A 26,986-nucleotide genomic window follows, 5' to 3' on the forward strand; every position below is an offset into this window, starting at 1 on the left:
GATGGAACCACATGACTACCTGGAAAAACACCCGCGACTGGCTGGAAACACTGGTCGCATTCGACACCACCAGCCGCAACTCCAACCTGGCGCTGATCGAGTGTGTACGCGATGAGTTGGCCACGCTGGGCGTGAGTGCCCGATTGTTCCACTCTCCGGACGGCGCCAAGGCCAATCTCTTCGCCACTTTGCCGGCCAGCAATGGCGAAACGCAGGGTGGCATCGTGCTGTCCGGCCATACCGACGTGGTGCCGGTCGATGGCCAGCAGTGGAGCACCAACCCCTTTGCGCTCACCGAAAAGGGCGGGCGCCTCTATGGTCGCGGCAGCTGCGACATGAAGGGCTTCATCGCCGCCTCGCTGGCGCTGGTGCCCGAATTCCTGGCCACGCAGCGCGCCAGGCCCGTGCACCTGGCCTTCTCGTACGACGAGGAAATCGGCTGCGCGGGCGCGCCCGTGATGATCAACCAGCTCAAGGCCGAGGGCGCGCGCTTCGACGGCTGCGTGGTCGGCGAGCCCACCAGCATGCAGGTCGTGGTGGCGCACAAGGGCATCAACCTCTACCGCTGCCGCGTGCACGGCAAGGCCGCGCATTCGTCGCTCACGCCGCGCGGCAGCAATGCCATCGAGTACGCGGCGCGGTTGATCTGTCGCATCCGGGACATCGCCGACCACTTCAAGGCGCACGGCCCCTACGACGAATTCTTCGACGTGCCCTTCACCACCATGACCACCAACCAGATCCAGGGCGGCATCGCGGTCAACACCATCCCCGAGCTGTGCGAATTCGCCTATGAATTCCGCAACCTGCCCGGCATGTCGGTGGATGGCATCCAGGCCCAGGTCGAGTCCTATGTGCGCGACGAACTGCTGCCGCGCATGCGCGCCGAATTCGCCGACGCGCGCATCGAGATCGAGGCCGGCGCCAGCGCGCCTGCGCTGGAAGCCTCGGAAGAAGCCGCCATCACCCAGCTGGTGCGCGCGCTGACCGCCGACCAGGAAAAGCGCAAGGTGGCCTACGGCACCGAGGCCGGCCTGTTCCACAACGCCGGCATTCCCACCGTGGTCTGCGGCCCCGGCTCCATCGAGCAGGCGCACAAGCCCGACGAGTTCGTCGAGCTGGCCCAGCTCGACGCCTGCGAGCGCTTCCTCAGCAAAATGGGCACGAGTCTGTGATCACCCCCTGAGTCGCTTCGCGCCTTCCCCCTCTCTTCGGAGGGGGGCGTACGGGCAGCCGGCGACACCCTTGCTGCGGGGCGGCGCGGCCGGCGTAGGCCCTTGCTCGGTGTCCCTCGCCTTGGGGGCGCGGGAGTTTCGAGGTCAAGCTCAAGAAATCTCGTCTTGCCCCGCTCAGCGCACCGGGATGGCGATGGGCCGCAGCGGCGCGGCGTCGCCGCCGCGGATCTTGAGCGGGCCGCCGATGAAGGCGAACTCGTAGACCTTGTCGCGCGACAGGTCGTCCAGCGCCACCAGCTCCATGATGGGCACGCCCTTTTGCGCCAGCAGGTAGCTGTGCAGCGGTACGTAGTCGTCGTCCACCTCGGACGGGAACGTCTCCAGGCTCAGGTTGTCGGCGCCCACGATCATGGCGCCGCCTTCCTCCACCAGGAAGCGCGCGGCATCCAGGCCCAGGCCCGGCGGCTTGGCCATGTAGGCCTGGGGCTGGCCGTACAGCTTCATGCGGCCCGTGCGCACCAGCACGATGTCGCCCTCCTGCAGCGTCACCTTCTGGCGTGCCAGCGCATCCTTGAGGTCCTGGCGCGTGATGCGGTACTGGTCGGGCAGCATCTCCAGGCCCTTGGCGGCCGCCACGTCGATCAGCACGCCGCGCGCCACCAGCGGCGGGAATTTCTCTATGCCCGTGCGCTGCCAGCCCCGGTCGCCCAGGTGCTGGTCTGCGCTGAAGCCGTTCCAGATCCTGCCGCGGATGCCGAAGTGGTTGAGCGCATCGATGTGCGTGCCCGTGTGGCTGTACATGGAAAACGCCGTGCCCGTGTAGCTGCGCGTGGCGTTCATGTCCTTGCCCACGTTCATCGGGTCGTCCACCACGGTGCCGCGCGGCGTGTGCGTCATCCAGAACTGGTAGTGCGGATCGCCCGCGTCCTGCCAGCTGGGCATGCCCACGTAGTACTCGGTGGCCAGGTCATAGACCTGCCCACCCGTGATGCGCTGCAGGATGGCCGCGCGCGAGGCCGGCGTGATCAGGTTCAGGCGGCCGATCTCGTCGGCCGGCCCCCAGGGGCTGGTGCCCACGTCCTGGCGTGCGCCGGCCGGGGGCTCGTGGCCGCCATGAGCCTGGGCCGCGGTGCCCGCGAAGGCGGCGGCCAGGGCGATCACGAGAGAGGGCAGCGCCATGCGGCGAGCGAAGCGTTGGAGAGTCATGCAAGAGTCCTTGGTCTGCTGAAAGAGGGCGCGCATGCCGCGCGCGAGGGAAGGCGGAAAACGCCGATGAAAAAAAGCAAAGACGGGGGCGCTCAGGCCGCCAGGAAGTGCAGCCGTTCGCGCAGCGCAGCCAGCGACTGGGTCTGCAGCGGAGGCAGGCCCGGCGCGATCAGCGTGGGAATGGAGCGCAGGCCCATGCGCTGCGCCAGAGCGCGGTCCTGGCGCACCTGCTCCAGCGCCTGGGCGCCTTCCATGCAGCCTGCGAAGGCGTTGCGCTCGAAGCCCGTGCGCGTGGCGATGTCCAGCAGCACTTCGGCGTCGCCGATGTTGCGGTGCTCGCTCATGTGGGCATGCTGGATGGCGTCGAACAGATCCCAGTGCGCGTCATCGCCGCCCAGGATCTGGGCCGCCTGGCAGGCCAGTGCGCCGGCCATGCCGCTGGGGTACTCGAAGGCCTCGCGGCGCATGCCCTCGATGTCGATGCGGTCCTCGTCGTCATGCTCCGCGCAGGCCTGCCAGTGCTCCAGGATGACCTGCTTGGCGCGCTCCATGGAGCCGAAGGCCGCCACCATCTCGGCGCGCGAGGCCTGCAGCACGAAGCTGCGGTGGCGCACGCGCAGGCCCAGCTCGCGCGCCACCTGGCGCAGGCGTGGCGACATCACGTAGCACCAGCCGCAGACCACGTCATGGAAGAAGTCGATGGCGGGGGCGACCGCAGGCGCCGCTGCGGGCGCCGCCTGCAGGGCCTGCTGCGGCGAGGCGGCCGCCGCATCCTGCGCGGGCAGGGCGCAGGAAAAATCATTGCATTGCGTCATGCTTGTGTCCTTCATGGCTGTGATGGACGGCAAGCGTAGGCCGCAGGCCCGGCGCGAAAAAGGGGCGCGCGCTTGAGGAACTCTTAACGCGGCGTCAACAATCCTCGCCCATGGCGGCGGGCAGCTCCTCGGCCAGGAAGTCCACGAAGGCGCGCACCTTGGGCAGCAGGTGGCGCTGCGTGGGATAGACCGCGTAGACATGGCGGGCCTGCGCGGCCTGGTCCGCAAGGTCCAGTGCGACCAGCTGGCCTGCCGCAATCGCCGGCCGCGCCAGGAACGAGGGCAGGGCGCCAATGCCCAGGCCCGCCACCAGCAGGTCGCGCAGCATCAGGCTGTTGTTGACGTTGGCGCGCGCCTCGGATGGCGCCTGGGGGCTCTCGCCCGCTTCGCGGGGCGCATGCGCCAGGCTGTAGTTCAGCAGCGCATGGTCGCGCAGCCCGGCGGCACTGGCCGGGCGGCCATGCGCCTGCAGATAGGACGGGGCCGCGCACAGCATCTGCGACAGCGAGGCCAGGCGCCGCGCGATCAGCGAGGAGTCCGCCAGCTCCGCGCTCAGGCGGATGGATACATCGAAGCCCTGGCCCACCGCATCCACCAGCCGGTCTTCCATGGACAGGTCGATCTGCAGCTGCGGATGGCGCTGCATGAAGCGCGCCAGCAGCGGCGACAGCGTGCTCAGCGCAAACGACAGCGGCGCATTCACGCGCAGCCGGCCGGCCACCTGCTGCGACTGCGCGCGCACCGACTGCTCCAGCGCATCGAATTCATCGAGCAGGCGGCAGCACTCGGCGTAGTAGGCCTGGCCCGTGTCGGTCAGGCTCATGCGGCGCGTGGTGCGCTGCAGCAGCACGGCGCCCAGATGGGCTTCGAGCGCGCGCAGCTGCTTGCTCAGCGCGGCCGAGGACAGGTTCAGCGCGTCGGCCGCCTTGGCGATGGAGCCCAGTTCTACGATGCGCCGGAAGGCGCGCAAGGGGGTCAGCGTATCCATGGGGAAAAAGCAAAGAGTGGCGCGCAGCGTAGCAGGCCGCTCGGGTTTGCCGGGGCATGCCTGCGGGGGCAGGGGCGACAATCGCCAGGTACGGCGCGCCCGCCGCGCCTCTTTGTCTTCACCGAATCTGTTCAATCCCATGCCCCAGACCACTCCCGCCTGCCCCCAGTGCGGCCTTGAAAACACCTATCCCGACGCCGCCAGCTACATCTGCCCCGACTGCGCCTTCGAATGGCCCATGCAGGCCGAAGAAGAGGCCGGCGAAGCCGCCGCTGGCGACGGCATCGTGCGCGACGCCAACGGCAATGCGCTGGCCGACGGCGATGCCGTGATCCTGGTGAAGGACCTCAAGGTCAAGGGCTCGTCCACCGTGCTCAAGAAGGGCAGCAAGATCAAGGGCATCCGCCTGGTCGATGGCGCCGACGGCCACAACGTGGACTGCAAGACCGAACTGGGCTCCATGCTGCTCAAGTCGGAGTTCCTGAAGAAGGCCTGAGCATGCTGGCGCTGTCGCTTGCGGTATCGGCGGTCCTCGGGCTGCTGGCGCTGTGGGTGTTTGCGCCCCTGTTCATTGCGCTGACCGCTGGCGCGGTGGTGGCCCTCATGCTGCTTGCGGTGGCGGGGCGCATAGGCCACACAGAGCGCACCGAGCGCACCGCGCGCACCCTGCCCGTGGCGGGCTGGTGGGCCGTTGCGCTGTGCGCCGGCGCGGCCTGCGTGGCCATGCTGGTGCTGCTGCCCGACCGGCTCGATGGCGCGCCCTTCCTTGCCTTCGGCATGGGCCTGCTGGCAGCCACCTGCGCCGGGGCGCTGGTCTGGTTGACGGGCTGGCTGATCGCCGGGCGGCAGCCTGTGCAGGTGTCCTGGTGGACCGGATCGGCCCTGGCCGGCCTGGGCGCCTTCCTCGCCCTGCTGCTGGGCGGCCCCGACACGGCGGGCTGGATGGCCTGGCGCGACCAGCTGCGCGGCTACGAGGCCGTGCCGCTGCGCATCACGCTGGCCGAAGCGCCTACGGCGCAGCGCGAGCAGGCCCTGGCCGAACTGCTGCAGCCCTTGCTGGAGCAGGGCAGTCGTGCCGTCCGCCATCGCCAGTCCACGCGCTTCGGCAACTCGGTAGAGCACGCCGTGGTGCCCGCCCGCTGGCGCATCGAGGGCACTCTGCTGGAGGTCATGCTGGCCGAGAAACCACCCGCGCCCCTGCTCAGCGCCCATGTCGCTTTGCTGGAGCAGTTCGCCGCCAGCGGCCCCGCCCAGGCGGGCCAGGCACCGTCCTGGCTGATGCTGGCCAGCGCCCAATGCCTGCCGCCGCCGCGCCTGCGCGAGCTGTCGCGCCTGCTGGGCCAGGGCAGCGAGCTGCTGGCCCGCGCGCGGCGCTGCACGCAGCAGCGCTCGGCGCAATTGCAGCGCCTGTGGCCGCTGCTGGCCGGCAGCGTCGAGCGCGTGGAGGTGGGCGAGGCGCGGCGCTTTCATCCGTGGCTCGGCCTGCAGCGCTGGAAGGCTGTGGCACCTACCGACAATCCGGAACCCTAGGCGGGCTCCACGTCCTTCCACTGGCCGGGCTCCAGGCCGTCCAGCGTGTAGGGCCCGATGGCCGCGCGCACCAGCCGCAGCGTGGGGTGGCCAATGGCCGCCGTCATGCGGCGCACCTGGCGGTTGCGGCCTTCGCGGATGACCAGTTCGATCCAGCAGTCGGGAATGTTCTGGCGCACGCGGATGGGCGGGTCGCGCTGCCACAGCACGGGCGGCGGCTCCAGCCGGCGGGCCTGCGCGGGCAGCGTCATGCCGTCGTTGAGCTGCACGCCCTGGCGCAGGGCCTGCAGCGCGGCCTCGTCGGGCAGTCCCTCGACCTGTACCCAGTAGGTCTTCTCCATCTTGAAGCGCGGATCGGCGATGCGCGCCTGCAGCGGGCCGTCATTGGTCAGCAGCAGCAGTCCTTCGCTGTCGGCGTCGAGCCGGCCTGCCGCATGCACGCCCGGCACGTCGATGTACTCCTTGAGGCCACGCCAGCGGCCCTCGGGGGTGAACTGGCTGAGTACGCCGTAGGGCTTGTTGAAGCACAGCAGGCGTGAGGGGCCGGTGTCGGGCCGGTCGGCGAAGGTGGGCCGGGCGCGCAGGGCCGGGCGTGGAGGGGGGCGGTTTCTGGGGTGCATGGGCTTGGTGATTGTCGTTGGTGTGGGCGCTTCAGGCAGGTCGGCGATGTGCACGGGCTGGGATGATTTTTTGCCCCTGCCGGGTGGTTGTTTTTCGAGGCCGGGTCTCGGCCCGGCAGCCGACTGCCCTTTCTTGATTCGCCAAGAAAGGTCAGATCAAAGAAGGCGACCCGGATGTCCGCGACCCCTTCGCTGCGCTGCGGGGCAACCTGCGCCGTGGCGGTTGCGGGGTTCGCTGCGGAACTCGCTGCGTTCACTGCGTGAACTCCGCTCAGACAACCGCAGCGAGTCAGATGACGAAGCAGTCCTGTCCTGCGGCAGGACTGCAACCCCGCAACCGCCACGGCGCAGGCGCGGACATACGGGGAGTGGGTGCGGGCCTTCGCTGCGCTCGGCCTGGGGCTTCGGGGCGCTTGCGGTCCTGAATGCCTCTATCATTGCGGCGGCCCCCTGTTCAGGGGCTGGTGCGTAAGAACACCTTTAGAGTAAGCGGCGCTGCCTCCCCGTTAGCGAGGCCTTGTCACGTCTGATCACTCGGAAAGAGTGGGCATAGCGCCCGCTCGTCCATGCGGTTTTGGGCGGGATGGGGCTACCCGCAAGGGCGTCCGCACGGCTTGCTCTGTGTTCTTAACATCCCGTCCACCTGTCTGTGCGTAAGAACACGGGTCGGTGGGTTCGATCTCAGCAAGGAGCACGAAACCATGTACGCCGTTTTTCTCTCGGCCTTCTCCATCCAGTGTGCGCGCCGTCCAGGCGTCCCTGCCATGGGAGGGGTCGCGCCATGAGTACCGCTTCCACAACCCTGACCCAGCCCACGCCGCAGCAGTTGAGCCATGCCGTGACCGAAATCGGCCGGCTGACGCTGCAGGGCAGCAGCGAGGTGTACTCGCTGGGCCAGCTGGCGCTGGCCTGGCTGGAGCGGCCCGAGGGCTACCGCAATCTGGAGGTGGTGGCCAATGCGCTGCAGGCCATTTGCGGGGCTGCGCAGCGGATGGAGGAACTGGTGGAGGACGAGGTCAACCACGTGCATTGCCTGCAGGAAGACCCGGCGTATCTGCGGCGAATGGCGGCTGCTGCGGCGGCGTTTCAGCGCTGATTCAGGCTTTCTTGTGACAGGCCTGCCGGGGCATTGCGCCCCGGGTTTCTGCAAATCAATCCAGGTCAGTTAGTTTCTTGAACCTTCCTGATTTATCCCATCCCCGGCCCTTCTCGCAGGAGACCTGTGCATATCCAAGATCCTTTCTTAGGATGATGTCTTCGCTGATGGCACATATTTCTCCTTTTTCCAACACGAAGGCGACAATCAATGGATGATTGTTGTTTTTATAAATATCCACGGTATCCATTGCCTCCCATTGGCCCGTTGGCTCATAACTGCAGGCGGTCAATGCTATTGCGGAGATGATTCTGGTAGTGTTGGTGATTATTCTCATTAAATAGTCTCCCTAAGGTTGGTTCTATTGTTTTGACTATTCAATTTCGAACTGACTTCATGCACTTTTGTCTGATTTTTGAGTGACCGCTATATTTTTTGATGGCTGCTCAGGTATATAATTTTATTTACTCAATTTCTTGAATTTTCCTGTTATCTCCCATCCGCTCCCCTTTGCGCATGAGACCTGTAAATAGCCCAAGTCTTTTCTGATAACGGGTTTTTTACTTACAGCGCAAATCTCACCTTTTTCTATAACGAATGCAATTTTCAACGGATGGTCATTTGTAGTGTAGACATACAAATCTTCTGTTGCTTCCCATTGCCCTGCGGGCATGTATTCGTCGGAGTTGCTGCATGCGCTCATTATGGTGGCAATGAAGGCTGTTGCATATGCTGCGAAAGCTCTTGATTTCATGGATTCTTCTGGTAATTGATTCTTCTCAAAATTCTATTGGATCTTGAGATTATGATCAATAACTCCTTTGGTGAAACCAAGCGCGAAGTAGATGGCGACATTTGAAACCGCGGGTCGTGTGCCAGAATCCCAACTGACTCCAATACCTCTGCAACATTGGTTGAGCAACTATTTTCGGTAAGGCTGTACGGTTTTTGAGCAGCAACCCGCTTTTCAAGTTCTGCTTTGATTTTCGTCTTTTCCTCGCGAGACACTCTCAGCACCAAGCCAGTGACATCTCTTTTGACGGTTGCCAAATTCGATGAAAGATATTGCTCGCGCTCCAGTACAGCATATCTTGTTGGAGCCTGACTGTAGGTCTTCCCATCAATATCGATTGCAGCATGTCCCCACTGTGATCCCGGCCTGGTGAGAAGTGCGTCGTAAATGAACACCTCGATCGTAGGCTCCTCGATCATCGGCTCCGGCCCCATGAATTGCGCCATGCGCCGTTCGTAGCCAAAGATTGCCGGAGGCTGGGCCAGCAGTTCGAACATGCGGGTCGCTGGTGCAATCCGGCCCTGGGTCATGACAGGCGAGCCGGACAGTTGCTGAAAGGTGGCGATTGAGCGCTCCAGTGCCCTGGACCATCTGCCGTCCTCGCGCAGCAGTTTGCGGCAGGGATCGCGCTGCATATGTCCGTTGAGCAATTGCTGGACAGTGAACACGTCTTTGGGATGATTCATTGCCGCCCGCCCCACGGGGCCGGAAATTCTTGCAGTTGTTGCCATGGTCTCCCTCCGGTATGGACGCCGGCCGGCTGAAGCCGGCTCTCACGTTGAGGAAGATGCTATGCAAGGCCCTGGTGCAATGGAAGGGGCGGTTTGCACTTTCGCGCACGGGATTTGACTGTGGGCGCAACGACGAATGAAAAAACGCCATCCGCATCGTTTTGTTGCGGATGGCGTCAGGGATGAAAGCAGTCGCCAGGTCCTGGCGGCTGCTTTGGGGCCTGCCTCAGGCCAGCGTGTAGGCGGTCTTCACCGTCGTATAGAACTCCTGCGCATAGCGGCCCTGTTCGCGCGGGCCGTAGCTGCTGCCCTTGCGGCCGCCGAAGGGCACGTGGTAGTCCACGCCGGCCGTGGGCAGGTTGACCATGACCATGCCGGCCTGGCTGTGGCGCTTGAAGTGGGTGGCGTGCTTGAGGCTGGTGGTGGCAATGCCTGCGGCCAGGCCGAAGGGCGTGTCGTTGGCCACGGCCAGGGCTTCCTCGTAGTCCTTCACGCGGATGACGCTGGCCACGGGGCCGAAGACTTCCTCGCGGTTGATGCGCATGGCGGCCTGGGTGTCCACGAACAGGGTGGGCGCCATGTAGTAGCCCTTGTTGCCGCTGCCGGTGTGGCAGGCGGCGGCTGCGCCGCCGGCAGCCAGCACGGCGCCTTCGGCCTTGGCGATTTCCACGTAGCTCAGGTCCTGCTCCAGCTGGGCCTGGCTGACCACGGGGCCCATGTCGGTGCCTGCGGCGCGGGCGTCGCCCACCTTGATCCTGGCCATGCGGGCCTGCAGGGCCTCGATGAAGGCGGGGTAGATCCTGTCGGTGACGATGAGGCGGCTCGATGCCGTGCAGCGCTGGCCCGTGGAGTAGAAGCCGCTTTGCGCGGACAGCTCCACGGCCTGGGTGAGGTCGGCGTCGTCCAGCACGATCTGCGGGTTCTTGCCGCCCATCTCCAGCTGCACCTTCTTGCCGCTTTCCACGCAGGCGCGGGCAATGCCGCGGCCCACGCCGACGGAGCCGGTGAAGCTGATGGCGGCCACGTCGCTATGGCGCACCAGGGCATCACCGATGACACGGCCCGGGCCCATGACGAGGTTGAAGACACCGGCCGGAATGCCCGAGCGGTGAATGATGTCGGCCAGCGCCCAGGCGCTGCCGGGCACCAGGTCGGCGGGCTTCAGGACCACGCAGTTGCCGAAGGCCAGGGCCGGGGCGATCTTCCAGGCGGGAATGGCGATGGGGAAGTTCCACGGCGTGATCAGGCCCACCACGCCGACGGGCTCGCGCGTGATTTCCACGCCGATGCCGGGGCGCACGGAGGGCAGGGTTTCGCCGGCCAGGCGCAGGCATTCACCCGCGAAGAACTTGAAGATCTGGCCTGCGCGGCCGACTTCGCCAATGGCTTCGGGGCGGGTCTTGCCTTCCTCGCGCGCCAGCAGGTCGCCCAGCTCTTCCTTGCGGGCCAGGATTTCGTTGCCGATCCTGTCCAGGGCGTCGTGGCGGGCCTGGATGCCCGAGGTGCTCCAGGCGGGAAAGGCCGCGGCCGCCGCGGCGATGGCGGCTTCCACATCGGCGGCATTGCCCTGGGCGTACTCGCCGATCACATCGGACAGGTCGCTGGGGTTGGTGTTGGCGCTGTAGCCGTCGGCGGCCTTCCATTGGCCGTTGATGAGGTTGTCGTAGCGGGACATGAGGTGCTCCGGGAAAGGGGTAACGGAAGGAAGGGGTCAGCGGACCATGCAGGGGCGCTTGTTGTCGAAGGTCCAGCCCGGGATCAGGTACTGCATGGCCATGGCGTCATTGCGGGCGCCCAGGCCGTGCTCCAGGTACAGGGCGTTGGCGCGCTGCAGCGCGGCGCGGTCCACGGTGACGCCCAGGCCCGGGGTCTTGGGCACTTCGACGAAGCCGCCCTTGATCTGCAGCGGGTTCTGGGTGAGGTACTGGCCGTCCTGCCAGATCCAGTGCGTGTCGATGGCCGTGACCTTGCCGGGCACGGCGGCGGCCACGTGGGTGAACATGGCCAGCGAGATGTCGAAGTGGTTGTTGGAGTGCGAGCCCCAGGTCAGGCCCCAGTCGCGGCAGGTCTGGCCCACGCGCACGGAGCCGGCCATGGTCCAGAAATGCGGGTCGGCCAGCGGGATGTCCACGGACTGCAGCGACAGCGCATGCACCATCTGGCGCCAGTCGGTGGCGATCATGTTGGTGGCCGTGGGCAGGCCGGTGGCGCGGCGGAATTCGGCCATGACTTCGCGGCCCGAGAAGCCGTTCTCGGCGCCGCAGGGGTCTTCGGCATAGGCGAGCACGCCGTGCATGTCGCGCATGAGGCGGATGGCGTCCTTGAGCAGCCAGCCGCCGTTGGGGTCCAGCGTGACGCGCGCCTGGGGGAAGCGCCTGGCCAGCGTGGTGACGGCCTCCACTTCCTGCTCGCCGGCCAGCACGCCGCCCTTGAGCTTGAAGTCGTTGAAGCCGTAGCGCGCATGCGCCGCCTCGGCCTGGCGCACGATGGCGGCCGGGTCCATGGCGGTCATGTGGCGCACCTGCGTCCAGTCGTCGCTGCCGCTTTGGTCTTCGCCGGGCCTGACGTAGGGCAGGTCGGTCCTGTCGGTGGGGCCGGTGAAGAACAGGTAGCCCAGCATCTCCACGCGGTCGCGCTGCTGGCCTTCGCCCAGCAGGGCCGCCACGGGCACGCCCAGGTGCTGGCCCAGCAGGTCCAGCAGGGCCGACTCCACGGCGGTGACGGCATGCACGGCAATGCGCAGATCGAAGGTCTGCAGGCCGCGCCCGCCCGTGTCGCGGCCGGCCAGGGCCTGCTGCACGTTTTGCAGCAGCTTGAGGTGGTTGCCCACGGACTGGCCGATGAGCAGCGCCTTGCTGTCCTCCAGCGCCTGGCGTATGCCTTCGCCGCCAGGCACCTCGCCCACACCGGTGTGGCCCGTGCTGTCGTGGATGAGCACGATGTTGCGCGTGAAGTAGGGCGCATGCGCGCCGCTGAGGTTCATGAGCATGCCGTCGCGGCCGGCGACGGGAATGACTTCGATCTCGGTGATGGTCGGGGTGGAGGACATGGCGTGCTCTTGGATCGTTTGGATCGGTCTCTGGGAAAAAAAGGGCTATGCGGTGGCGGCGGTGGCCGGCTGCTGCGCGGCCGACCAGGGCACCTCGGCCTCGGGCCGGCCCGTGGCGATGAACTGCGCCAGGTTGCGCAGCACAAGGTCGGCCATGGCGCGGCGGGTTTCGTGCGTGCCGCTGGCGATGTGGGGCGCAAGCACCACGTTGTCCTGCGACAGCAGCTCGGCATGGGGGCGTGGCTCGTCCTCGAACACATCCAGGCCCGCGCCCGCGATGCGGCCCTGCTGCAGGGCCTGGACCAGTGCGGCCTCGTCGACCACGCTGCCGCGCGCCACGTTGATCAGAAAGCCCTGCGGACCCAGAGCGTCCAGCACCTCGGCGTTGACCAGGTGCTGCGTGCCGTCGCCGCCTGCGGCCGTGATGACGAGGAAGTCGGCCCAGCGCGCCAGCTCCAGCAGCGAGGGCTGGTAGAGGTGGGGCGACCCCTCGACCGGGCGGCGGTTGTGGTAGGCCACCTCCATGTCGAAGCCGGCCGCGCGGCGCGCCACGGTGGAGCCGATGCGGCCCATGCCGAAGATGCCCAGGCGCTTGCCGCTGGCACGCGTGCGGATGCCGAAGCGGTCCTGGCTCCAGTCGCCCCGGCGCACGAAGCGGTCGGACTCGCTCAGGCCACGCGCGGCGTCCAGCAGCAGGGCGAAGGCCATGTCGGCCACGCAGTCGTCGAGCACGCCGGGCGTGTAGCCCACGCGGGCTCCCTGGCGCAGCAGGGACTCGCGGTCCAGCGCGTTGAAGCCCACGCCGAAGCTGCTCACGAAGCGCAGCTGGGGCAGGGCCTGCACCACGCTCGCGGGCACGCCCATGGCGGCCGAGGTGACCAGGTATTCGAACTGCGCGCCGTGCTCGGCGAGAAAGCGCTCGCGGTCGGGCTGCTCGGACAGCAGCGTCACCTCATAGGCCTGGGCCAGCTCGGCATCGAGCTGGGGCAGCGGCATCTTGCCGAACTGGAGAACGCGTGGACGGGAGGTCGCCATGCCTTGGAATCCTTGGAACTTGCAGGGGCTGCAAGCCCCGGTGAAAAGGGCCTGCGGTGCGCAGGCCAGCGGGCAAAGGCCGGCGGGCAAAGGCCCCGGGGCCGGCTCGTTGTTTCCAGCTCAATCAGCGGTGATCTTTCTTGTCTGGATGAGCTGCCTCCAGCGCTCCGATTCCTGGGCCTGGTAGCGCGTGAATTCCTCGGGCGTGTTGCCCACGATCTCCAGGCCCTGCTCCACGAAGCGCTTGCGGATGTCGGGCTGCTGCACGGAGGCGATGGCGGCCTTGGCCAGCTTGGCCTTCACATCGGCGGGCAGGCCCTTGGGTGCGGCCAGTCCTTGCCAGGAATAGACCTCGGCGCCCTTGACGCCGGCCTCGGCCAGCGTGGGCACATCGGGCAGCACGGGCGAGCGCTGGCTGCCGGTCACGGCGATCGCATGCAGCTTGCCGCTGCGCAGATGGGGCAGCACGGCGTTGACGTTCTGGAACGAGAAGTCCACCTGGCCGCCGATCAGGTCGGTGATGGCCGGGGCGCCGCCCTTGTAGGGAACGTGCATGCCTTCGGTGCCGCTTTGCTGCCAGAACAGCTCGGCCGACAGATGGTCCGAGGAGCCGTTGCCCGAGCTCGCGAAACTGATCTTGCCGGGGTTGGCCTTGAGCGCGGCGATGACCTCGGCCACGGTGCGGGCCTTCTGCGCGGGGCTGGCCACGAGCACGTTGGGCGCCTGCACGGGGATGGTGATGTAGTCGAAGTCCTTGCCTGCGTCATAGGGCACGTTCTTGACCAGGTGCGGTGTGACCACGAAGGGGCCCAGCGAGGCCACCAGCAGGGTGTAGCCATCGGCCGGTGCGCGCTTGACGGCGCCTGCGCCGATGGTGCCCGTGGCGCCGGGGCGGTTTTCCACCACGAAGGGCTTGCCCAGCTGCTCGCCCATGCTCAGGGCCATGGCGCGGGCCACGGTGTCGGTGGAGCCGCCAGCCGGGAAGGGCACGATGATGTTGACGGCCTTGTCCGGGAAGCTGCCGGCCGCCTGCGCCGTGAGGGCCAGTGCGGCACCCAGCGCGATCAGAATCTTTTTCATGTTCTTGTCTCCTGGGGGGCGCAAGGGCCGGACTGGCCCCTGCGCCCGGTCTTGTGGCTTATTGGGGGCCGAGCTTGTCGATCAGGGCCTTGAGCTCTTCCAGCTCGGAGGGCTTGAGATCCGTCAGCGGGGCGCGCACGGGGCCGGCGTCGTGGCCCACCAGCTTGGCGCCGGCCTTGATGATGCTCACGCCGTAGCCTTCGACGCGGTTGCGGATCTTCAGGTAGGGCATGAAGAATTCCTTGAGCAGCTTGTGCTGCGTGGCCATGTCGTCGGTGCGCACGGCTTCGTAGAACGCCATCGCCGTCCTGGGGATGAAGTTGAAGACGGCCGAGGAGTACACCGGCGTGCCCAGGGCCTTGTAGGCGGCCGCATAGACCTCGGCCGTGGGCAGGCCGCCCAGGTAGGCGAAGCGGTCGCCCATCGTCATGAAGATGGAGGACATGGTCTCGATGTTGCCCATGCCGTCCTTGAAGCCCACCAGGTTGGGGCAGCGCTCGGCCAGGATGGCCAGCGATTCGGGCGTGAAGCGGGTGCGGTCGCGGTTGTAGACGATGACGCCGAACTTCACGCTCTTGCAGACCTGCTCCACATGGGCGATCAGGCCTTCCTGGCCGGCTTCGGTCAGGTAGTGGGGCAGCAGCAGGACGCCGTGGGCGCCCAGGCGCTCGGCCTCCTGGGCGTGTGCGATGGCCGTGCGCGTGGGGCCGCCGGCGCCCGCGATGATGGGCACCTTGCCGCGGCAGGTGCCCACGGCGGTCTTGATGATCTGGCCGTATTCCTCGCCGTACAGCGAGAAGTACTCGCCCGTGCCGCCGGCCGCGAACAGCGCGCTGGCGCCGTAGGGGGCCAGCCATTCGAGGCGGGCCGCATAGCCCTTGGCATTGAAGTTGCCGTTGCTGTCGAAGTCCGTCACGGGGAAGGACAGCAGGCCGGAACTCATCACGTCTTTGAGGTCTTGGGGGGTCATGGTGCTCTCGGGAATAAGGTGGGGAAGAAAGAAAAAAGGGTGGAATCAGTCGAGCTTCAAACCGGCTGTTTGAACCACTTTTTGCCAGCGCTGGCGTTCGGTGGTCAGGAAGCGCGCGGTCTCGGCGGGGTTCATGGTCACGACCTCGGCGCCCTGGCCCGTGAGGCGGGCGCGCACCTCGGGCGAGCGGATGGCGGTGATCAGGGCCTCATGCAGGCGCTGGACCACGGCCTCGGGCGTCTTGGCGGGAACGACCACGCCTTGCCAGGTGCCGGTCTCGAAGCCGGGCACGCCCTGCTCGGCGATGGTGGGCACGTTGGCGGCCAGCGGCATGCGCGTGCCCTTGGACAGGCCCAGCAGCTTGAGCTTGCCGCTTTGCACATGGGGGTAGGTGGCCAGCATGCCGTTCATCAGCACCTGGGTCTGGCCTGCCACCGTGTCCTGGATGGACTGCACGCCGCCCTTGTAGGGCACGTATTCCCAGCGGGCGCCCGTGGCGCGCGCCAGTTCCACGCCGGCCAGGTGCGGGGCGCTGCCCGTGGCGGTGACGGCAAAGCTCAGGTCTTCCTTCTTGGACAGGGCCACCAGCTCCTGCAGGTTGTTGGCCGGCACCGAGGGGTGGACCACCAGCAGATGGGGCGAGTAGGCCAGCATGGCGGTGCCGCGCAGGTCCCGGGACAGGTCGAAGGACAGCTTGGTGTAGAGCGAGGGCGAGATGGCCAGCGCACCCAGGTCGCACAGCATCAGCGTGTGGCCGTCGGGCTGGGCCTTGGCCACCATGTCGGCGCCCAGGTTGCCGTTGGCGCCAGGCTTGTTCTCGATGACCACGGGCTGCTTGAGTTCCGCCGACAGCAGCGGGCCGATGGCGCGCGCAATGATGTCCGAGCTGCCGCCCGGCGGGTAGGGCACCACCAGGCGCAGCGGCCGCGTGGGCCAGTTGCTCTGGGCCAGCGCACCGGCGCCGGTGGCCACGAGGGCGGTGGCGCCAGCGGCGCGCAGGAATTGCTTTCGGCTCAGGGTCATGCTCTTGTCTCCGGGTTTTGTGTTGTCAGTTGTCGTACAACTGGAGCGAATTTTCAACCGAGACATGCATGCCGTGATAAAGGGTTTTCCCTTGGTTGTCTGAATTCCTGTGCCGGCGCCATCTGCCCCGCAGGGCGCGGGGCGGTCCAGGATGCACAGAAGGCGTCAGAAGACGTCAGGCGGCGCTGGTCTTTTGCGCCAGGCGCAGGCGTTCGCGGCTGTTGGTCAGGTGGATGCGCATGGCCGCGCGGGCCGAGTCGGCGTCCTGGCGCTCGATGGCGGCGAGGATTTCCTCATGCTCGCGGTTGACGCGGCGCAGGTAGTCGGGGTCGCGCTGGGGCTGGTGGATGGAGGCGATGCGCGTGCGCGGAATCAGCTGGGCGCCGAAGTGGCGCAGGATGTCGCCGAAGTAGCGGTTGCCCGTGGCCTCGGCGATCTGGGTGTGGAAGGCCAGGTCATGGGCCACCGTGTCCTCGCCGCGCGCAAAGGCGATCTCGAAGGCCTGCAGCGCCGTGCGTATGCCCTGCAGCTGCTCGGGGCTGCGGCGCAGCGCGGCCAGGCCGGCGCTTTCGGTCTCCAGGCTGATGCGCAGCTCCAGCACGGCCATCACGTCCACGGCGGCCGTCAGCTCGTCGGCATTGAGCATCAGCGTGGACGCGGGCTGGGCGGCGCGCACGAAGGTGCCTATGCCATGGCGCGTCTCCACCAGGCCCGAGGCCTGCAGGCGCGACAGCGCCTCGCGCACCACGGTGCGGCTGACTTCGTAGGTCTGCACCAGCGACGATTCCGTGGGCAGCTTCTCGCCTTCGGCCAGCAGGCCGTTGCGGATCTTGCTCGCGAACTCGTCGAACAGCAGGGCGGCCAGATTGCGGCCGCTGCGACCGGACTTTCCTCGCAGGGGAAGCTCGATCGTTGGGGGTGATGCGGGAAATCCCTTTGCCGAACTTTCCATGGTGCTGATCATAATCGCTCCAAGTTGTACGACAACGTATCACAAGACGTCAACGCTTTCGCAGATTTTTCCGATTTTCCGACCCCGTCCGCAGTCCAGATGAGCACCTCCCAAGCGACCCACGCGATCCGCCACGTCCGCATCACGCCCATTGCCTTCCGTGATCCGCCGCTGCTCAATGCGGCCGGCATCCACGAGCCCTGGGCGCTGCGCTCCATCATCGAGATCGAGACGGCCTCGGGCCTGGTCGGCATCAACGAAAGCTACGGCGACCAGCCCATGCTCGATGCGCTGGCCAAGGCCGCGCCCGCGCTGGTGGGGCTGTCGCCCTGGGCGCTCAACGAGATGGAGGCCCGCGTCGCGGCCCTGGTGGCGCCGCCTGCGCTGACGGCGTCGGAGTTCCTGGGCCAGCAGGTGTCGCTGGCGCCGGGCACGCATGTGTCCAAGACCGTGGCCAAGGTGGTCAGCGCCTTCGAGGTCGCCATGCTGGACCTGCAGGGCCAGATGGCCGGGGCGCCCATCGTGGACCTGCTGGGCGGGGCGGCGCGCGACAGCGTGCCGTTCTCGGCCTACCTGTTCTACAAGTACGCCGAGCACATCGACAGGCCCTATGGGCCAGATTCTTCGCCCGACGCCTGGGGCGAGGCCCTGGCGCCGCAGCAGCTGGTGGAGCAGGCGCGGCGCATGATTGCGCAGTACGGCTTCCAGAGCATCAAGCTCAAGGCCGGCGCGCTGCCGCCCGAGCAGGAGGCGGCCGGCATCCTGGCGCTGGCCGATGCCTTTCCAGGCACGCCGCTGCGCATCGATCCCAATGGCAACTGGACGGTGGAGACCAGCCTGAAGATCGTGCAGCAGCTGCAGGGCGTGCTCGAGTACTACGAGGACCCGGCGCCCGGCCTGGACGGCATGGCCGCCGTGGCACGCGAGTGCGATGTGCCGCTGGCCACCAACATGGTGGTGACGGACTTTGCCGAGTTCCGCCGCAATGCCGAGATGGGCTGCCCCGTGAAGATCGTGCTCAGCGACCACCACTACTGGGGCGGGCTGCGCGCCACGCAGCGCCTGTCCACGCTGTGCCGCACCTTCGACCTGGGCCTGTCCATGCACAGCAACTCGCACCTTGGCGTGAGCCTTGTGGCCATGACGCACCTGTGCGCCAGCGTGCCCCTGCTGACCTATGCCTGCGACACGCACTACCCCTGGCAGGACGAGGAAGTGGTCGAGGGCGGCCGGCTGCAGTTCGAGCAGGGCAGCCTGCGCGTGCCCACGGCGCCCGGCCTGGGTGTGCGGCTGGACCGCGAGGCCCTGGCCCGCCTGCACGACAACTACCTGCACTGCGGCATCCGCAACCGCGACGACCTGGGGCAGATGCGCAAGTACGACCCCGCGTTCACCGGCCACCAGCCGCGCTTCTGAACCCGCTTTCACACGATTCCAACGACACAAACCCGGAGACAAGCACCATGCAACGCCGCACACTCATCCAACATTCCCTCGCCAGCGCCCTGCTGCTGGGCACGGCCCTGGCCGCCATGCCGGCCGCAGCGCAGGGCAACTGGCCCACGGGCAAGCCCATCACCTACCTGGTGCCGTTCCCGCCCGGCGGCAATACCGATACGCTGGCGCGCGTGATCGCCCAGCCGCTGAGCAAGGCCCTGGGCACGCCCGTGGTGATCGAGAACAAGGGCGGCGCGGGCGGCAGCGTGGGCTCGGCCATTGCGGCGCGCGCACCGGCCGATGGCTACACCATCCTGGGCGGCACCATCAGCTCGCACGCCATCAATGTGAGCCTGTACGCCAAGCTGGACTACGACCCGGTCAAGTCCTTCACGCCGGTGGCCATGCTGGGCTCGGGCCCGCTGGTGCTGGTGGTGCCGGCCTCCAGCCCCTACAGGACGCTGGCCGACGTGCTGGCCGCCAGCAAGGCCAAGGCAGCGGCGGGCGGCCTGACCTCGGCCTCGCCGGGCAGCGGCACCTCCAACCACATGGCGCTGGAGCTGCTGGGCTACCAGACGGGCGTGAAGTTCACCCATGTGCCCTACAAGGGCAGCGGCCCGGCCGTGCAGGACGTGATCGGCGGGCAGGTGGACATGATGTTCGACACCGCCCTGGTCGTCGGCCCCCATGTGCAGGCCGGCAAGCTGCGCCCCATCGCCGTGACCAGCTCCAAGCGCCTGGAATCCCTGCCCGATGTGCCCACCATTGCCGAGGCCGGCGAGAAGGGCTTCGACATGGGATCGTGGCAGGCCGTGTTCGCGCCCGCAGGCACGCCGGGCCCCATCGTGGAGCGGCTGCATGCGGAGATCATGAAGATCGTCGCCACGCCCGAGGTGCAGGCGCGCCTGAAGAACTTCGGCATGCTGCCTTCGCAGATGGCACCGGCCGAGCTGGGCGAGTTCCAGAAGGCCGAGGTGGTCAAGTGGGGGAAGGTGATCAAGGCTGCTGGAATAAAAGCAGAGTGACCCCCTGAGGCGCTTCGCGCCTTCCCCCTTCTCGCTTCGCGGAGGGGGACGACACCCTCGCTGCGGGGCGGCGCGGCCGGCGTAGGCCCTTGCTTGGTGTCCCTCGCTTTGGGCCGCGCCGGTTGCGAGGGCTGTGCCAGCTGCTTTACTGCTGTAGTGCCAGCCCTTTAGAAAATTGAGACATTGCCATGAGTACCCCACTTCCTCTTTCCATCCGCATGCATCCGGCCGACAACGTGGCCATCGTGGCCAATGACGGGGGGTTGCCTGCAGGCACGGTGATGCCCGGGGGGCTGGTGCTGGTCGACAAGGTGCCGCAGGCGCACAAGGTGGCGCTGGTGGACATTGCCGAGGGCGGCGAGGTGCGCCGCTACAACGTGGTGATCGGCTATGCGCTGCAGGCCATTGCCGCGGGCAGCTGGGTGCATGAGCGGCTGCTGCGCATGCCGGGGGCGCTGTCTCTTAAGGGGTTGCCGATCGCCGCGGTGCAGCCGCCCGAGCTGCCGCCGCTGACGGGCTACACCTTCGAGGGCTACCGCAATGCCGATGGCACGGTGGGCACGCGCAACATCCTGGCCATCACCACCACGGTGCAGTGCGTGGCCGGGGTGCTGGATTTCGCGGTGGGCCGCATCAAGGCCGAGCTGCTGCCGCGCTATCCGAACGTGGACGATGTGGTGGGCCTGGAGCACAGCTATGGCTGCGGCGTGGCCATCGATGCCGTGGGCGCCGAGATTCCGCAGCGCACGCTGCGCAACATCAGCCACAACCCGAATTTCGGCGGCGAGGTGATGGTGGTGAGCCTGGGCTGCGAGAAGCTGCAGCCCGAGCGGCTGCTGCCGCCGGGGTCCTTCCCCATCGTCGATGAGCGCGAGCCCGCGCTGGACGTGGTCTGCCTGCAGGACGAGGCGCATGTGGGCTTCATGTCCATGGTGGACTCCATCATGGGCCGCGCCAGGGTGCATCTGGAGCGGCTGAACGCGCGCCGGCGCGAGACCGTGCCGGCCAGCGCCCTGGTGGTGGGCGTGCAGTGCGGCGGCAGCGATGCGTTCAGCGGCGTCACGGCCAATCCGGCCGTGGGCTTTTGCACCGATTTGCTGGTGCGCGCAGGCGCCACCGTGATGTTCAGCGAGGTGACCGAGGTGCGCGACGGCATCGACCAGCTCACCTCGCGCGCCTCCAGCCCCGAGGTGGCCCAGGCCATGATCGAGGAGATGGCCTGGTACGACGCCTACCTGGACAAGGGCCGCGTGGACCGCAGCGCCAACACCACGCCGGGCAACAAGAAGGGCGGCCTGTCCAACATCGTCGAGAAGGCCATGGGCTCCATCATCAAGAGCGGCACGGCGCCCATCACCGGCGTGCTGTCGCCGGGCCAGCGTCTGGCCGACCGGGGCATCCAAAGCGGCCTGGTCTATGCAGCCACGCCGGCCAGCGACTTCATCTGCGGCACGCTGCAGCTGGCCGCCGGCATGAACCTGCATGTGTTCACCACGGGCCGGGGCACGCCCTACGGCCTGGCCCAGGTGCCCGTGATCAAGGTGGCCACGCGCAGCGACCTGGCGCGGCGCTGGCATGACCTGATGGACGTGAACGCGGGCCGCATTGCCGAGGGCCAGGCCAGCATCGAGGACGTGGGCTGGGAGATGTTCCGCCTGATGCTGGACGTGGCCAGCGGCCGCAGGAAGACCTGGGCCGAGCAGTGGAAGCTGCACAACGCCCTGGTGCTGTTCAATCCAGCGCCCGTGACCTGAGCCGCGCGCACAGGCCCCTGTCGGCACAGGCTGACAGGGCGCCGGTGCGCCGCTGCGCACAATGGGGGCCATGCCCTCAGATACCCCGGAAACTCCCCCCGCCTCGTCCTGGTCCGCACGCCTGGACCGGCTGCTGGAACTGAACCCGCTGCGCGCCATGTGGAACGCCGTGCAGCTGTGGCTGGACGCCGATGGCCTGCGCATGAGCGCCGCCATGTCCTTCTACGGCATCCTGAGCCTGGCCCCGCTGCTGCTGCTGCTGGTCGGCGTGCTGGGCTGGTGGGTGGACCGCAGCTATGTGGAGCACCAGCTCATCGACCAGGTGCAGGACGTGATCGGCGAGCGCGGCGCCCAGGTGGTGCGCGGCGCGCTGGAAAGCGCCCAGCGGCCCGACGAGGGGCGGCTGGCTTCGCTGTTCGGCTTCATCCTGCTGATGTCGGGCGCCACCGGTGTCTTCGTGGAGCTGCAGTCCGCGCTGGAAAGGCTCTGGACCTCCAACGGCGAGCCGCCGCCGCCCAAGGCCGTGTGGTGGCGCATGGCCGCGCTGCGGCTGCGCGGCCTGACCTATGTGCTGGCGCTGGGCTTCTTGCTGCTGGTGTCCATGGCCCTGTCCACGGCCATCCAGCTGATCACCAACTGGGCCGGCACCAAGCTGCAGATGCAGCCGCTGGGGCCGCTGGTCAGCCTGATCAACGAGTGCGTGTCCTTCGGCATCACCGTGCTGCTCTTCGTGGGGCTGATGCGCATAGGCGGCGGCCCCAAGCCCCGGCTGCGCTATCTGATCTTCGGTGCCATCATCGGCGCCCTGCTGTTCACGCTGGGCAAGCAGGCCCTGGCCTGGTACCTGGCCACGGCGGCCGTGGTCTCGGCCTATGGCGCGGCGGGCTCGCTGGTGGTGCTGCTGATGTGGATCTACTTTTCCTCGGCCATCCTGCTGCTGTCGGCCGCCACGGCCAAGGCCTTCAGCGATGCCGGCGTGCGCTTCACCCACCCCATCCGCTGGGCGCCGCCCGCCGAGGCGGCCAGCGCCGGGGACACTCCGGGCGGCAAGGGCTGAGTTCCCGCATTTCGACGAAGATGAACGCCTGCGCCGCGGCCCGCAAAGCCGCGGCGCAGGCGTTTGGGCAATGGAACAATGCAGCAAAGTCCCCTGGCACCAAGGCCGGGGGCCAAGGACAAGATGGACCGATTGCAGACCATGCGGGTATTCCAGACCGTGGCCGACGAGGCCGGGTTTTCGGCGGCGGCGCGGCGCCTGGACATGTCCGTGCCCACGGTCACGCGCCTGGTGGCCGACCTGGAGCAGCACCTGGGCACGCGGCTGCTGCAGCGCACCACGCGAAGCGTCTCGCTGACCGAGGCTGGCGAGGCCTACCTGGAGCGCGTGCGCGGCATCCTGGCCGATGTGGAGGACGCCTTCAGCCTGGCCCAGGCGCACACGCTGGAGCTGTCTGGCGCCGTGCGCGTGCTCACGCCGCCCGTGTTCGCCGAGCATGTGCTGGCGCCGCTGGTGGCGGACTTCCACCGCCTGCACCCGCGCATCTGCATCGAGGTCTTCGTGGAGTCGGCCAGCGAGGCGGCCGTGGGCGAATACGACATCACCTTCGTCAATGCCGAGGAGGGCTACGACGGCAACGTGGTGGCCCGGCCCATCGTCACCACCTGCGGCCTGGCCTGCGCCGCGCCCGAGTACCTGGACGCCCATGGCGTGCCTGTCGTGCCCGAGGACCTGGCCGGCCACCAGTGCCTGCTGCGCCGGCGCATCCAGGGCCGCTCCGACATGCTGCGCATGCGCCGGCTCGACGGCAACGCGGGCGAGGTCGAGGTGGCCGTGCGCCCCGTGCTGGTGGCCAACCACACGGGCACGCTGCTGCGCGCCACGCTGGACGGTGCGGGCATCAGCACCCAGCCGCTGGACCTGATCGCGCGCCACCTGCGCTCGGGCCGGCTGCGCCATGTGCTGCCCGAATGGACCACGGGCCGATTCACGCTCTACGCCACCCTGCCCACGCGCAAGTTCATGCCGGCGCGCGTGCGCAGCTTCCTGGACTTCGTGGCCGAGCACACGCAGCGCTCCATGCAGGGCCTGCCCGAGAACCTGCCGGCGCTGTCCATCTAGCGTTCCCCGCTCCTGCCGGCCTGCGCCTGTCATCTAGGTTACTGCCGCAGCGGTTTGCGCCTCGGGGTTTCCCAGGTGAATTCCGCTGTGCGGAATCTTCGGGTTGATGGTGCACGGCACCGCCTCCTAAGCTGGTTCACAGCAAACAAGGAGGCAAGGCAATGCGAGAACAGACCCTGGTCCGGTGGCGGCCACCGGCGGCGGCAGGCGGGAGGCGGTGATGGACGTCTTCCTGCAGCAAGTGCTCAACGGACTGACCCTGGGCGGCATCTATGGCCTCGTGGCCCTGGGCCTGACCCTGGTCTACGGCATCCTGCACGTGCCCAACTTCGCGCACGGGGGCTTCTACATGATCGGCGCCTTCGTGGCCTTCCAGGCCATGGTGGCCTGGAGCTGGGGCTACTGGGCGGCCATGCTGGTGGCGGCGGTGGCGGTGGCGGTGCTGGGCATCGTCAGCGAGCGGCTGATCTTCCATCCGCTGCGCAAGGCCTCGCCCCTGCATCCCAAGATCGCCTCCATCGGCCTGCTGCTGTTTCTGGAAGCGGGCGCCCAGGCGCTGTGGGGCGCGGACTTCCAGCGCATGCCCACGCCCTATACCTCCATCGTCGAGATGGGCGGCATCACGGCGCCTGCGCAGCGCCTGCTGATCATAGTCGCGGCCTTTGCGCTGATGGTGGCGCTGCACCTGTTCCTGACGCGCACCACCACGGGCTCGACCATCATCGCCATGGCCCAGAACCGCGAGGGCGCATCGATGGTGGGCATCGATGCCAACCGCGTGTCCATGCTGACCTTTGCCATCTCGGGCGTGCTCGCGGCCGTGGCGGCCACGCTGTATGCGCCCATCAACCTGGTCTATCCGGCCATGGGTCACCTGGTCATCACCAAGGCCTTCGTGATCATCATCCTGGGCGGCATGGGCAGCATCCCGGGCGCCGTGCTGGGCGGGCTGATCATCGGCTTCGCCGAGAGCTTCGGCGCCTACTACATCTCCACCGACTACAAGGACATCATCGCCTTCGTGCTGCTGGTGGTGATCCTGTCGCTGCGCCCTCAGGGCCTGTTCGCCAAGAGGAGTCATTGAATGAACGGATTCATCGACTCCCGCATCGCCTGGGGCCTGCTGCTGGCCGCCGGCATCGCCTTTCCCTGGCTGGCGGGCAACGACTACCACCTCACGGTGATGAGCACGGCCTACATCTTCGCCATCGCCACGCTGGGCCTGAACCTGATCACGGGCTACACGGGCCAGCTCAATCTGGCGCATGCGGGCTTCATGGCCGCGGGCGCCTATACCGTGGGCATCCTCACGGTGGACCATGGCTGGCCGTTCTGGGGCGGGCTGGTGATGTCGGGCGTGGTGTGCGCGGTGCTGGGCTACCTGATCGGCATCGTCTCGCTGCGGCTCAAGGGCCACTACTTCTCCATCTTCACGCTGTGCGTGGGCTACATCATGTTCCTCGTCATCGAGAAGTGGGAGGGCCTGACCCACGGCACGGTGGGCATCATGGGCATCCCCGCGCCCGAGGCCCTGGGTGCGCTGAGCTTCGAGTCGCCGCTGGCGCTGTACTACCTGGTGCTGGCCTTCCTCGTGGCCTCGGTCTGGGTGATGCGGCGCATCGTCCGGTCGCTGCTGGGCCGCACCTTCATGGCCATCCGCAACAGCGACGAGCTGGCCGAGGCCCTGGGCATCAACCTCATGCGCAACAAGGTGCTGGCCTTCATGCTGAGCGTGGTCTACGCGGGCGTGGCGGGCGGCCTGTATGCGGGCTTCGTGCGCTTCATCGGGCCGGACATGGCGGGCGTGCACCACACCTTCGACATGATGATCTTCGCCATGGTCGGCGGCATGGGCACGGTGCTGGGGCCGCTGCTGGGCGCCATCGGCATGCCCTGGATCACGCAGTACCTGCAGTTCCTGCAGGAGTACCGCTTCATCGTCTTCGGCCCCATTCTCGTGATGCTGGTGATCTTCATGCCCTACGGCGTAGTGGGCAGCGTCACCGCCTGGCGCGCGCGCCGCAATGCCAAGGAGGGCAAGCCGCATGCTCAAGATTGACCACCTGACCAAGCGGTTCGGCGGACTGGCCGCCGTGAGCGATGTCAGCACCGTGATCGAGGAAGGCCGCATCAACGCCATCATCGGCCCCAACGGCGCGGGCAAGACCACGTTCTTCAACCTGATCAGCTGCGTGCACAAGCCCACCTCGGGCACCATCACCTTCAATGGCCAGGACGTGACCTCGCTTCGCACCGACCAGGTGGCGAAACTGGGCGTGGCGCGCACCTTCCAGACCACGGCGCTGTTCGACCGCGCCACGGTGCTGGACAACCTCATCGTGGGCCACCGGCTGCGCACGCGCTCAGGCCTGTGGGACGTGCTGCGCGGCTCCAGCCGCCTGCGCGAGGAAGAGCGCGTGTGCCGCGAAAAGGCGCGCGACGCGCTGGACTTCGTGGGCCTGTCGCACGTGGCCGGCCGCATTGCGGGCGACATCACGCAGGAGGAGCGCAAGCGCGTGGCCTTCGCGCTGGCCCTGGCCACCGACCCCAAGCTGATGCTGCTCGACGAGCCCGCTGGCGGCGTCAACCCCGAGGAGACCGAGGGCCTGGCCGAGCTGATCCGCAAGCTGGTGCGCCACGGCATCACGGTGGCGCTGATCGAGCACAAGATGGGCATGATCATGAGCCTGGCCGACAAGATCCTGGTGCTCAGCTACGGCGAGAAGATCGCCGAGGGCACGCCCGAGGAGATACGCCGCAACCCCGCCGTCATCGATGCCTACCTGGGGAGCGAGCATGCTGAAGTTTGAGAACGTGTCGCTGCGCTACGGCAGCTTCCTGGCGCTGGACGGCGTGAGCCTGCATGCCGACCGGGGCGAGCTGGTGGTGCTGCTGGGCGCCAACGGCGCGGGCAAGAGTTCGCTGTTCCTCACGGCCAGCGGCATCCACAAGGCCGCGGGTGGCTCCATCGTCTGGAATGGCAAGGAGCTGGCTGGCAGCAAGCCCTCGGCCATCGTGCAGTCCGGCGTGGTGCAGTGCCCCGAAGGGCGCAAGCTGTTCCCCCAGATGTCGGTGCTGCGCAACCTGCAGCTGGGCGCCTACGTGCACCGCCGCGACCCCGGTCCCAGCCAGAAGACGCTGCAGGAGGTGATGGAGCTGTTTCCCATCCTGCGCGAGAAGCAGCACGACCCGGCCGGCTCGCTGTCGGGCGGCCAGCAGCAGATGGTGGCCATCGGCCGCGCCATGATGGGCCGGCCCCAGGCCCTGCTGCTGGACGAGCCCTCGCTGGGCCTGGCGCCCCTGGTCATCAAGCAGATGTTCGAGGCCATACAGCGCATCAACGCGGCCGGCACCACCGTGCTGCTGGCCGAGCAGAACGCCTATGCGGCGCTGAAGATCGCGCACCGCGCCTATGTGATGGAAAGCGGCCGCATCGTGCGCGAGGGCAGGCCCGCCGAATTGCTGGCCGACGACTCCATCCGCAAGGCCTACATCGGCGCATGACATGACACTGCACCCCCTGAGCCGCTGCGCGGCTTCCCCCTCTCTCTCGCTTCGCGAGGGAGGGGGACGACGCCCTCGCTGCGG

Annotated in this window: 27 protein-coding genes; 13 read left to right on the forward strand and 14 right to left on the reverse strand. The window is 67.5% G+C overall.

Annotation, left to right across the window (positions count from 1 at the left end; genetic code table 11):
• Positions 1 to 11: 11 nt before the first annotated feature.
• Positions 12 to 1,175, forward strand: a complete 1,164-nt coding sequence (gene argE / locus G4D77_RS17525; protein ID WP_154833106.1) for an acetylornithine deacetylase — start codon at positions 12 to 14, stop codon at positions 1,173 to 1,175.
• Positions 1,176 to 1,349: 174 nt separating this feature from the next.
• Here the strand turns inward: argE and G4D77_RS17530 are convergent, their stop codons facing one another.
• From G4D77_RS17530 to G4D77_RS17540, 3 genes are all read right to left on the reverse strand, one after another.
• Entirely contained in the window at positions 1,350 to 2,381 is a 1,032-nt protein-coding gene (locus G4D77_RS17530; protein WP_016448695.1) for a cyclase family protein, read from the reverse strand.
• Between the two features lie 92 nt (positions 2,382 to 2,473).
• Positions 2,474 to 3,196, reverse strand: coding sequence for a DsbA family oxidoreductase (locus tag G4D77_RS17535; protein WP_154833108.1), 723 nt, complete (start codon positions 3,194 to 3,196; stop codon positions 2,474 to 2,476).
• A gap of 94 nt (positions 3,197 to 3,290) precedes the next feature.
• Positions 3,291 to 4,184, reverse strand: coding sequence for a LysR family transcriptional regulator (locus G4D77_RS17540; RefSeq protein WP_154833110.1), 894 nt, complete (start codon positions 4,182 to 4,184; stop codon positions 3,291 to 3,293).
• 139 nt (positions 4,185 to 4,323) lie between these two features.
• Between G4D77_RS17540 and G4D77_RS17545 the strand changes: the two genes are divergently transcribed.
• A complete protein-coding gene (locus tag G4D77_RS17545) occupies positions 4,324 to 4,680 on the forward strand; it encodes a zinc ribbon domain-containing protein YjdM (protein ID WP_016452161.1) in 357 nt (118 codons plus the stop codon).
• 2 nt (positions 4,681 to 4,682) lie between these two features.
• Complete coding sequence (locus G4D77_RS17550; protein WP_154833112.1) at positions 4,683 to 5,714, forward strand: hypothetical protein; 1,032 nt, start codon at positions 4,683 to 4,685, stop codon at positions 5,712 to 5,714.
• Here the strand turns inward: G4D77_RS17550 and G4D77_RS17555 are convergent.
• Positions 5,711 to 6,334 (reverse strand): pseudouridine synthase, encoded by a 624-nt coding sequence (locus tag G4D77_RS17555; RefSeq protein ID WP_154833114.1) that lies wholly within the window; start codon positions 6,332 to 6,334, stop codon positions 5,711 to 5,713. The genes G4D77_RS17550 and G4D77_RS17555 overlap by 4 nt on opposite strands.
• A gap of 781 nt (positions 6,335 to 7,115) precedes the next feature.
• Between G4D77_RS17555 and G4D77_RS17560 the strand changes: the two genes are divergently transcribed.
• On the forward strand, positions 7,116 to 7,430 hold the full coding sequence (locus G4D77_RS17560) for a hypothetical protein (protein WP_012202185.1): 315 nt from the start codon (positions 7,116 to 7,118) through the stop codon (positions 7,428 to 7,430).
• Between the two features lie 55 nt (positions 7,431 to 7,485).
• Here G4D77_RS17560 and G4D77_RS17565 read toward each other — a convergent pair whose 3' ends face one another.
• From G4D77_RS17565 to G4D77_RS17610, 10 genes are all read right to left on the reverse strand, one after another.
• Positions 7,486 to 7,767, reverse strand: coding sequence for a hypothetical protein (locus tag G4D77_RS17565; protein WP_133073283.1), 282 nt, complete (start codon positions 7,765 to 7,767; stop codon positions 7,486 to 7,488).
• A 123-nt stretch (positions 7,768 to 7,890) separates the two neighbouring features.
• On the reverse strand, positions 7,891 to 8,184 hold the full coding sequence (locus tag G4D77_RS17570; protein ID WP_133073284.1) for a hypothetical protein: 294 nt from the start codon (positions 8,182 to 8,184) through the stop codon (positions 7,891 to 7,893).
• A complete protein-coding gene (locus G4D77_RS17575) occupies positions 8,181 to 8,954 on the reverse strand; it encodes a hypothetical protein (protein WP_133073285.1) in 774 nt (257 codons plus the stop codon). The genes G4D77_RS17570 and G4D77_RS17575 overlap by 4 nt, the downstream gene beginning before the upstream one ends.
• Positions 8,955 to 9,180: 226 nt before the next feature.
• Positions 9,181 to 10,629 (reverse strand): aldehyde dehydrogenase family protein, encoded by a 1,449-nt coding sequence (locus tag G4D77_RS17580; RefSeq protein ID WP_017405270.1) that lies wholly within the window; start codon positions 10,627 to 10,629, stop codon positions 9,181 to 9,183.
• Positions 10,630 to 10,665: 36 nt separating this feature from the next.
• Complete coding sequence (locus G4D77_RS17585; protein ID WP_133073286.1) at positions 10,666 to 12,003, reverse strand: enolase C-terminal domain-like protein; 1,338 nt, start codon at positions 12,001 to 12,003, stop codon at positions 10,666 to 10,668.
• A gap of 45 nt (positions 12,004 to 12,048) precedes the next feature.
• Complete coding sequence (locus G4D77_RS17590; RefSeq protein WP_154833116.1) at positions 12,049 to 13,038, reverse strand: 2-hydroxyacid dehydrogenase; 990 nt, start codon at positions 13,036 to 13,038, stop codon at positions 12,049 to 12,051.
• A gap of 120 nt (positions 13,039 to 13,158) precedes the next feature.
• The gene (locus tag G4D77_RS17595) at positions 13,159 to 14,118 is read right to left on the reverse strand and encodes a Bug family tripartite tricarboxylate transporter substrate binding protein (RefSeq protein ID WP_047218561.1); all 960 of its coding nucleotides are present in this window, start codon (positions 14,116 to 14,118) and stop codon (positions 13,159 to 13,161) included.
• A gap of 58 nt (positions 14,119 to 14,176) precedes the next feature.
• Positions 14,177 to 15,088 carry a 5-dehydro-4-deoxyglucarate dehydratase gene (gene kdgD, locus G4D77_RS17600; protein WP_016452153.1) on the reverse strand — a complete coding sequence of 304 codons (912 nt, stop codon included), beginning with the start codon at positions 15,086 to 15,088 and terminating at the stop codon, positions 14,177 to 14,179.
• A 45-nt stretch (positions 15,089 to 15,133) separates the two neighbouring features.
• The gene (locus G4D77_RS17605; RefSeq protein ID WP_013800130.1) at positions 15,134 to 16,111 is read right to left on the reverse strand and encodes a Bug family tripartite tricarboxylate transporter substrate binding protein; all 978 of its coding nucleotides are present in this window, start codon (positions 16,109 to 16,111) and stop codon (positions 15,134 to 15,136) included.
• A 175-nt stretch (positions 16,112 to 16,286) separates the two neighbouring features.
• On the reverse strand, positions 16,287 to 17,075 hold the full coding sequence (locus G4D77_RS17610) for a FadR/GntR family transcriptional regulator (RefSeq protein WP_034366548.1): 789 nt from the start codon (positions 17,073 to 17,075) through the stop codon (positions 16,287 to 16,289).
• An 87-nt stretch (positions 17,076 to 17,162) separates the two neighbouring features.
• Here G4D77_RS17610 and G4D77_RS17615 point away from each other — a divergent pair, with 87 nt between their 5' ends.
• From G4D77_RS17615 to G4D77_RS17655, 9 genes are all read left to right on the forward strand, one after another.
• Entirely contained in the window at positions 17,163 to 18,479 is a 1,317-nt protein-coding gene (locus G4D77_RS17615) for a glucarate dehydratase family protein (protein ID WP_047218563.1), read from the forward strand.
• A gap of 47 nt (positions 18,480 to 18,526) precedes the next feature.
• Positions 18,527 to 19,525: a Bug family tripartite tricarboxylate transporter substrate binding protein gene (locus tag G4D77_RS17620; RefSeq protein WP_213757701.1), complete on the forward strand. Its 999-nt coding sequence runs from the start codon at positions 18,527 to 18,529 to the stop codon at positions 19,523 to 19,525.
• A gap of 188 nt (positions 19,526 to 19,713) precedes the next feature.
• On the forward strand, positions 19,714 to 21,279 hold the full coding sequence (gene garD, locus G4D77_RS17625) for a galactarate dehydratase (RefSeq protein WP_213757702.1): 1,566 nt from the start codon (positions 19,714 to 19,716) through the stop codon (positions 21,277 to 21,279).
• A 70-nt stretch (positions 21,280 to 21,349) separates the two neighbouring features.
• Positions 21,350 to 22,336, forward strand: coding sequence for a YihY/virulence factor BrkB family protein (locus G4D77_RS17630; RefSeq protein WP_046238973.1), 987 nt, complete (start codon positions 21,350 to 21,352; stop codon positions 22,334 to 22,336).
• Between the two features lie 123 nt (positions 22,337 to 22,459).
• Positions 22,460 to 23,398 (forward strand): LysR family transcriptional regulator, encoded by a 939-nt coding sequence (locus G4D77_RS17635; RefSeq protein ID WP_016448675.1) that lies wholly within the window; start codon positions 22,460 to 22,462, stop codon positions 23,396 to 23,398.
• Between the two features lie 220 nt (positions 23,399 to 23,618).
• Positions 23,619 to 24,482 (forward strand): branched-chain amino acid ABC transporter permease, encoded by an 864-nt coding sequence (locus G4D77_RS17640; RefSeq protein ID WP_016448674.1) that lies wholly within the window; start codon positions 23,619 to 23,621, stop codon positions 24,480 to 24,482.
• Positions 24,483 to 25,457: a branched-chain amino acid ABC transporter permease gene (locus G4D77_RS17645; RefSeq protein WP_046238969.1), complete on the forward strand. Its 975-nt coding sequence runs from the start codon at positions 24,483 to 24,485 to the stop codon at positions 25,455 to 25,457.
• On the forward strand, positions 25,444 to 26,208 hold the full coding sequence (locus G4D77_RS17650; RefSeq protein WP_016452146.1) for an ABC transporter ATP-binding protein: 765 nt from the start codon (positions 25,444 to 25,446) through the stop codon (positions 26,206 to 26,208). Before G4D77_RS17645 ends, G4D77_RS17650 begins: the two co-directional genes overlap by 14 nt.
• The gene (locus tag G4D77_RS17655; protein ID WP_013800138.1) at positions 26,195 to 26,902 is read left to right on the forward strand and encodes an ABC transporter ATP-binding protein; all 708 of its coding nucleotides are present in this window, start codon (positions 26,195 to 26,197) and stop codon (positions 26,900 to 26,902) included. Before G4D77_RS17650 ends, G4D77_RS17655 begins: the two co-directional genes overlap by 14 nt.
• The last annotated feature ends 84 nt before the right edge of the window (positions 26,903 to 26,986 follow it).

The sequence above is a fragment of the Delftia sp. WY8 genome, from assembly GCF_018437695.1.
Classification (GTDB): domain Bacteria; phylum Pseudomonadota; class Gammaproteobacteria; order Burkholderiales; family Burkholderiaceae_C; genus Comamonas; species Comamonas tsuruhatensis.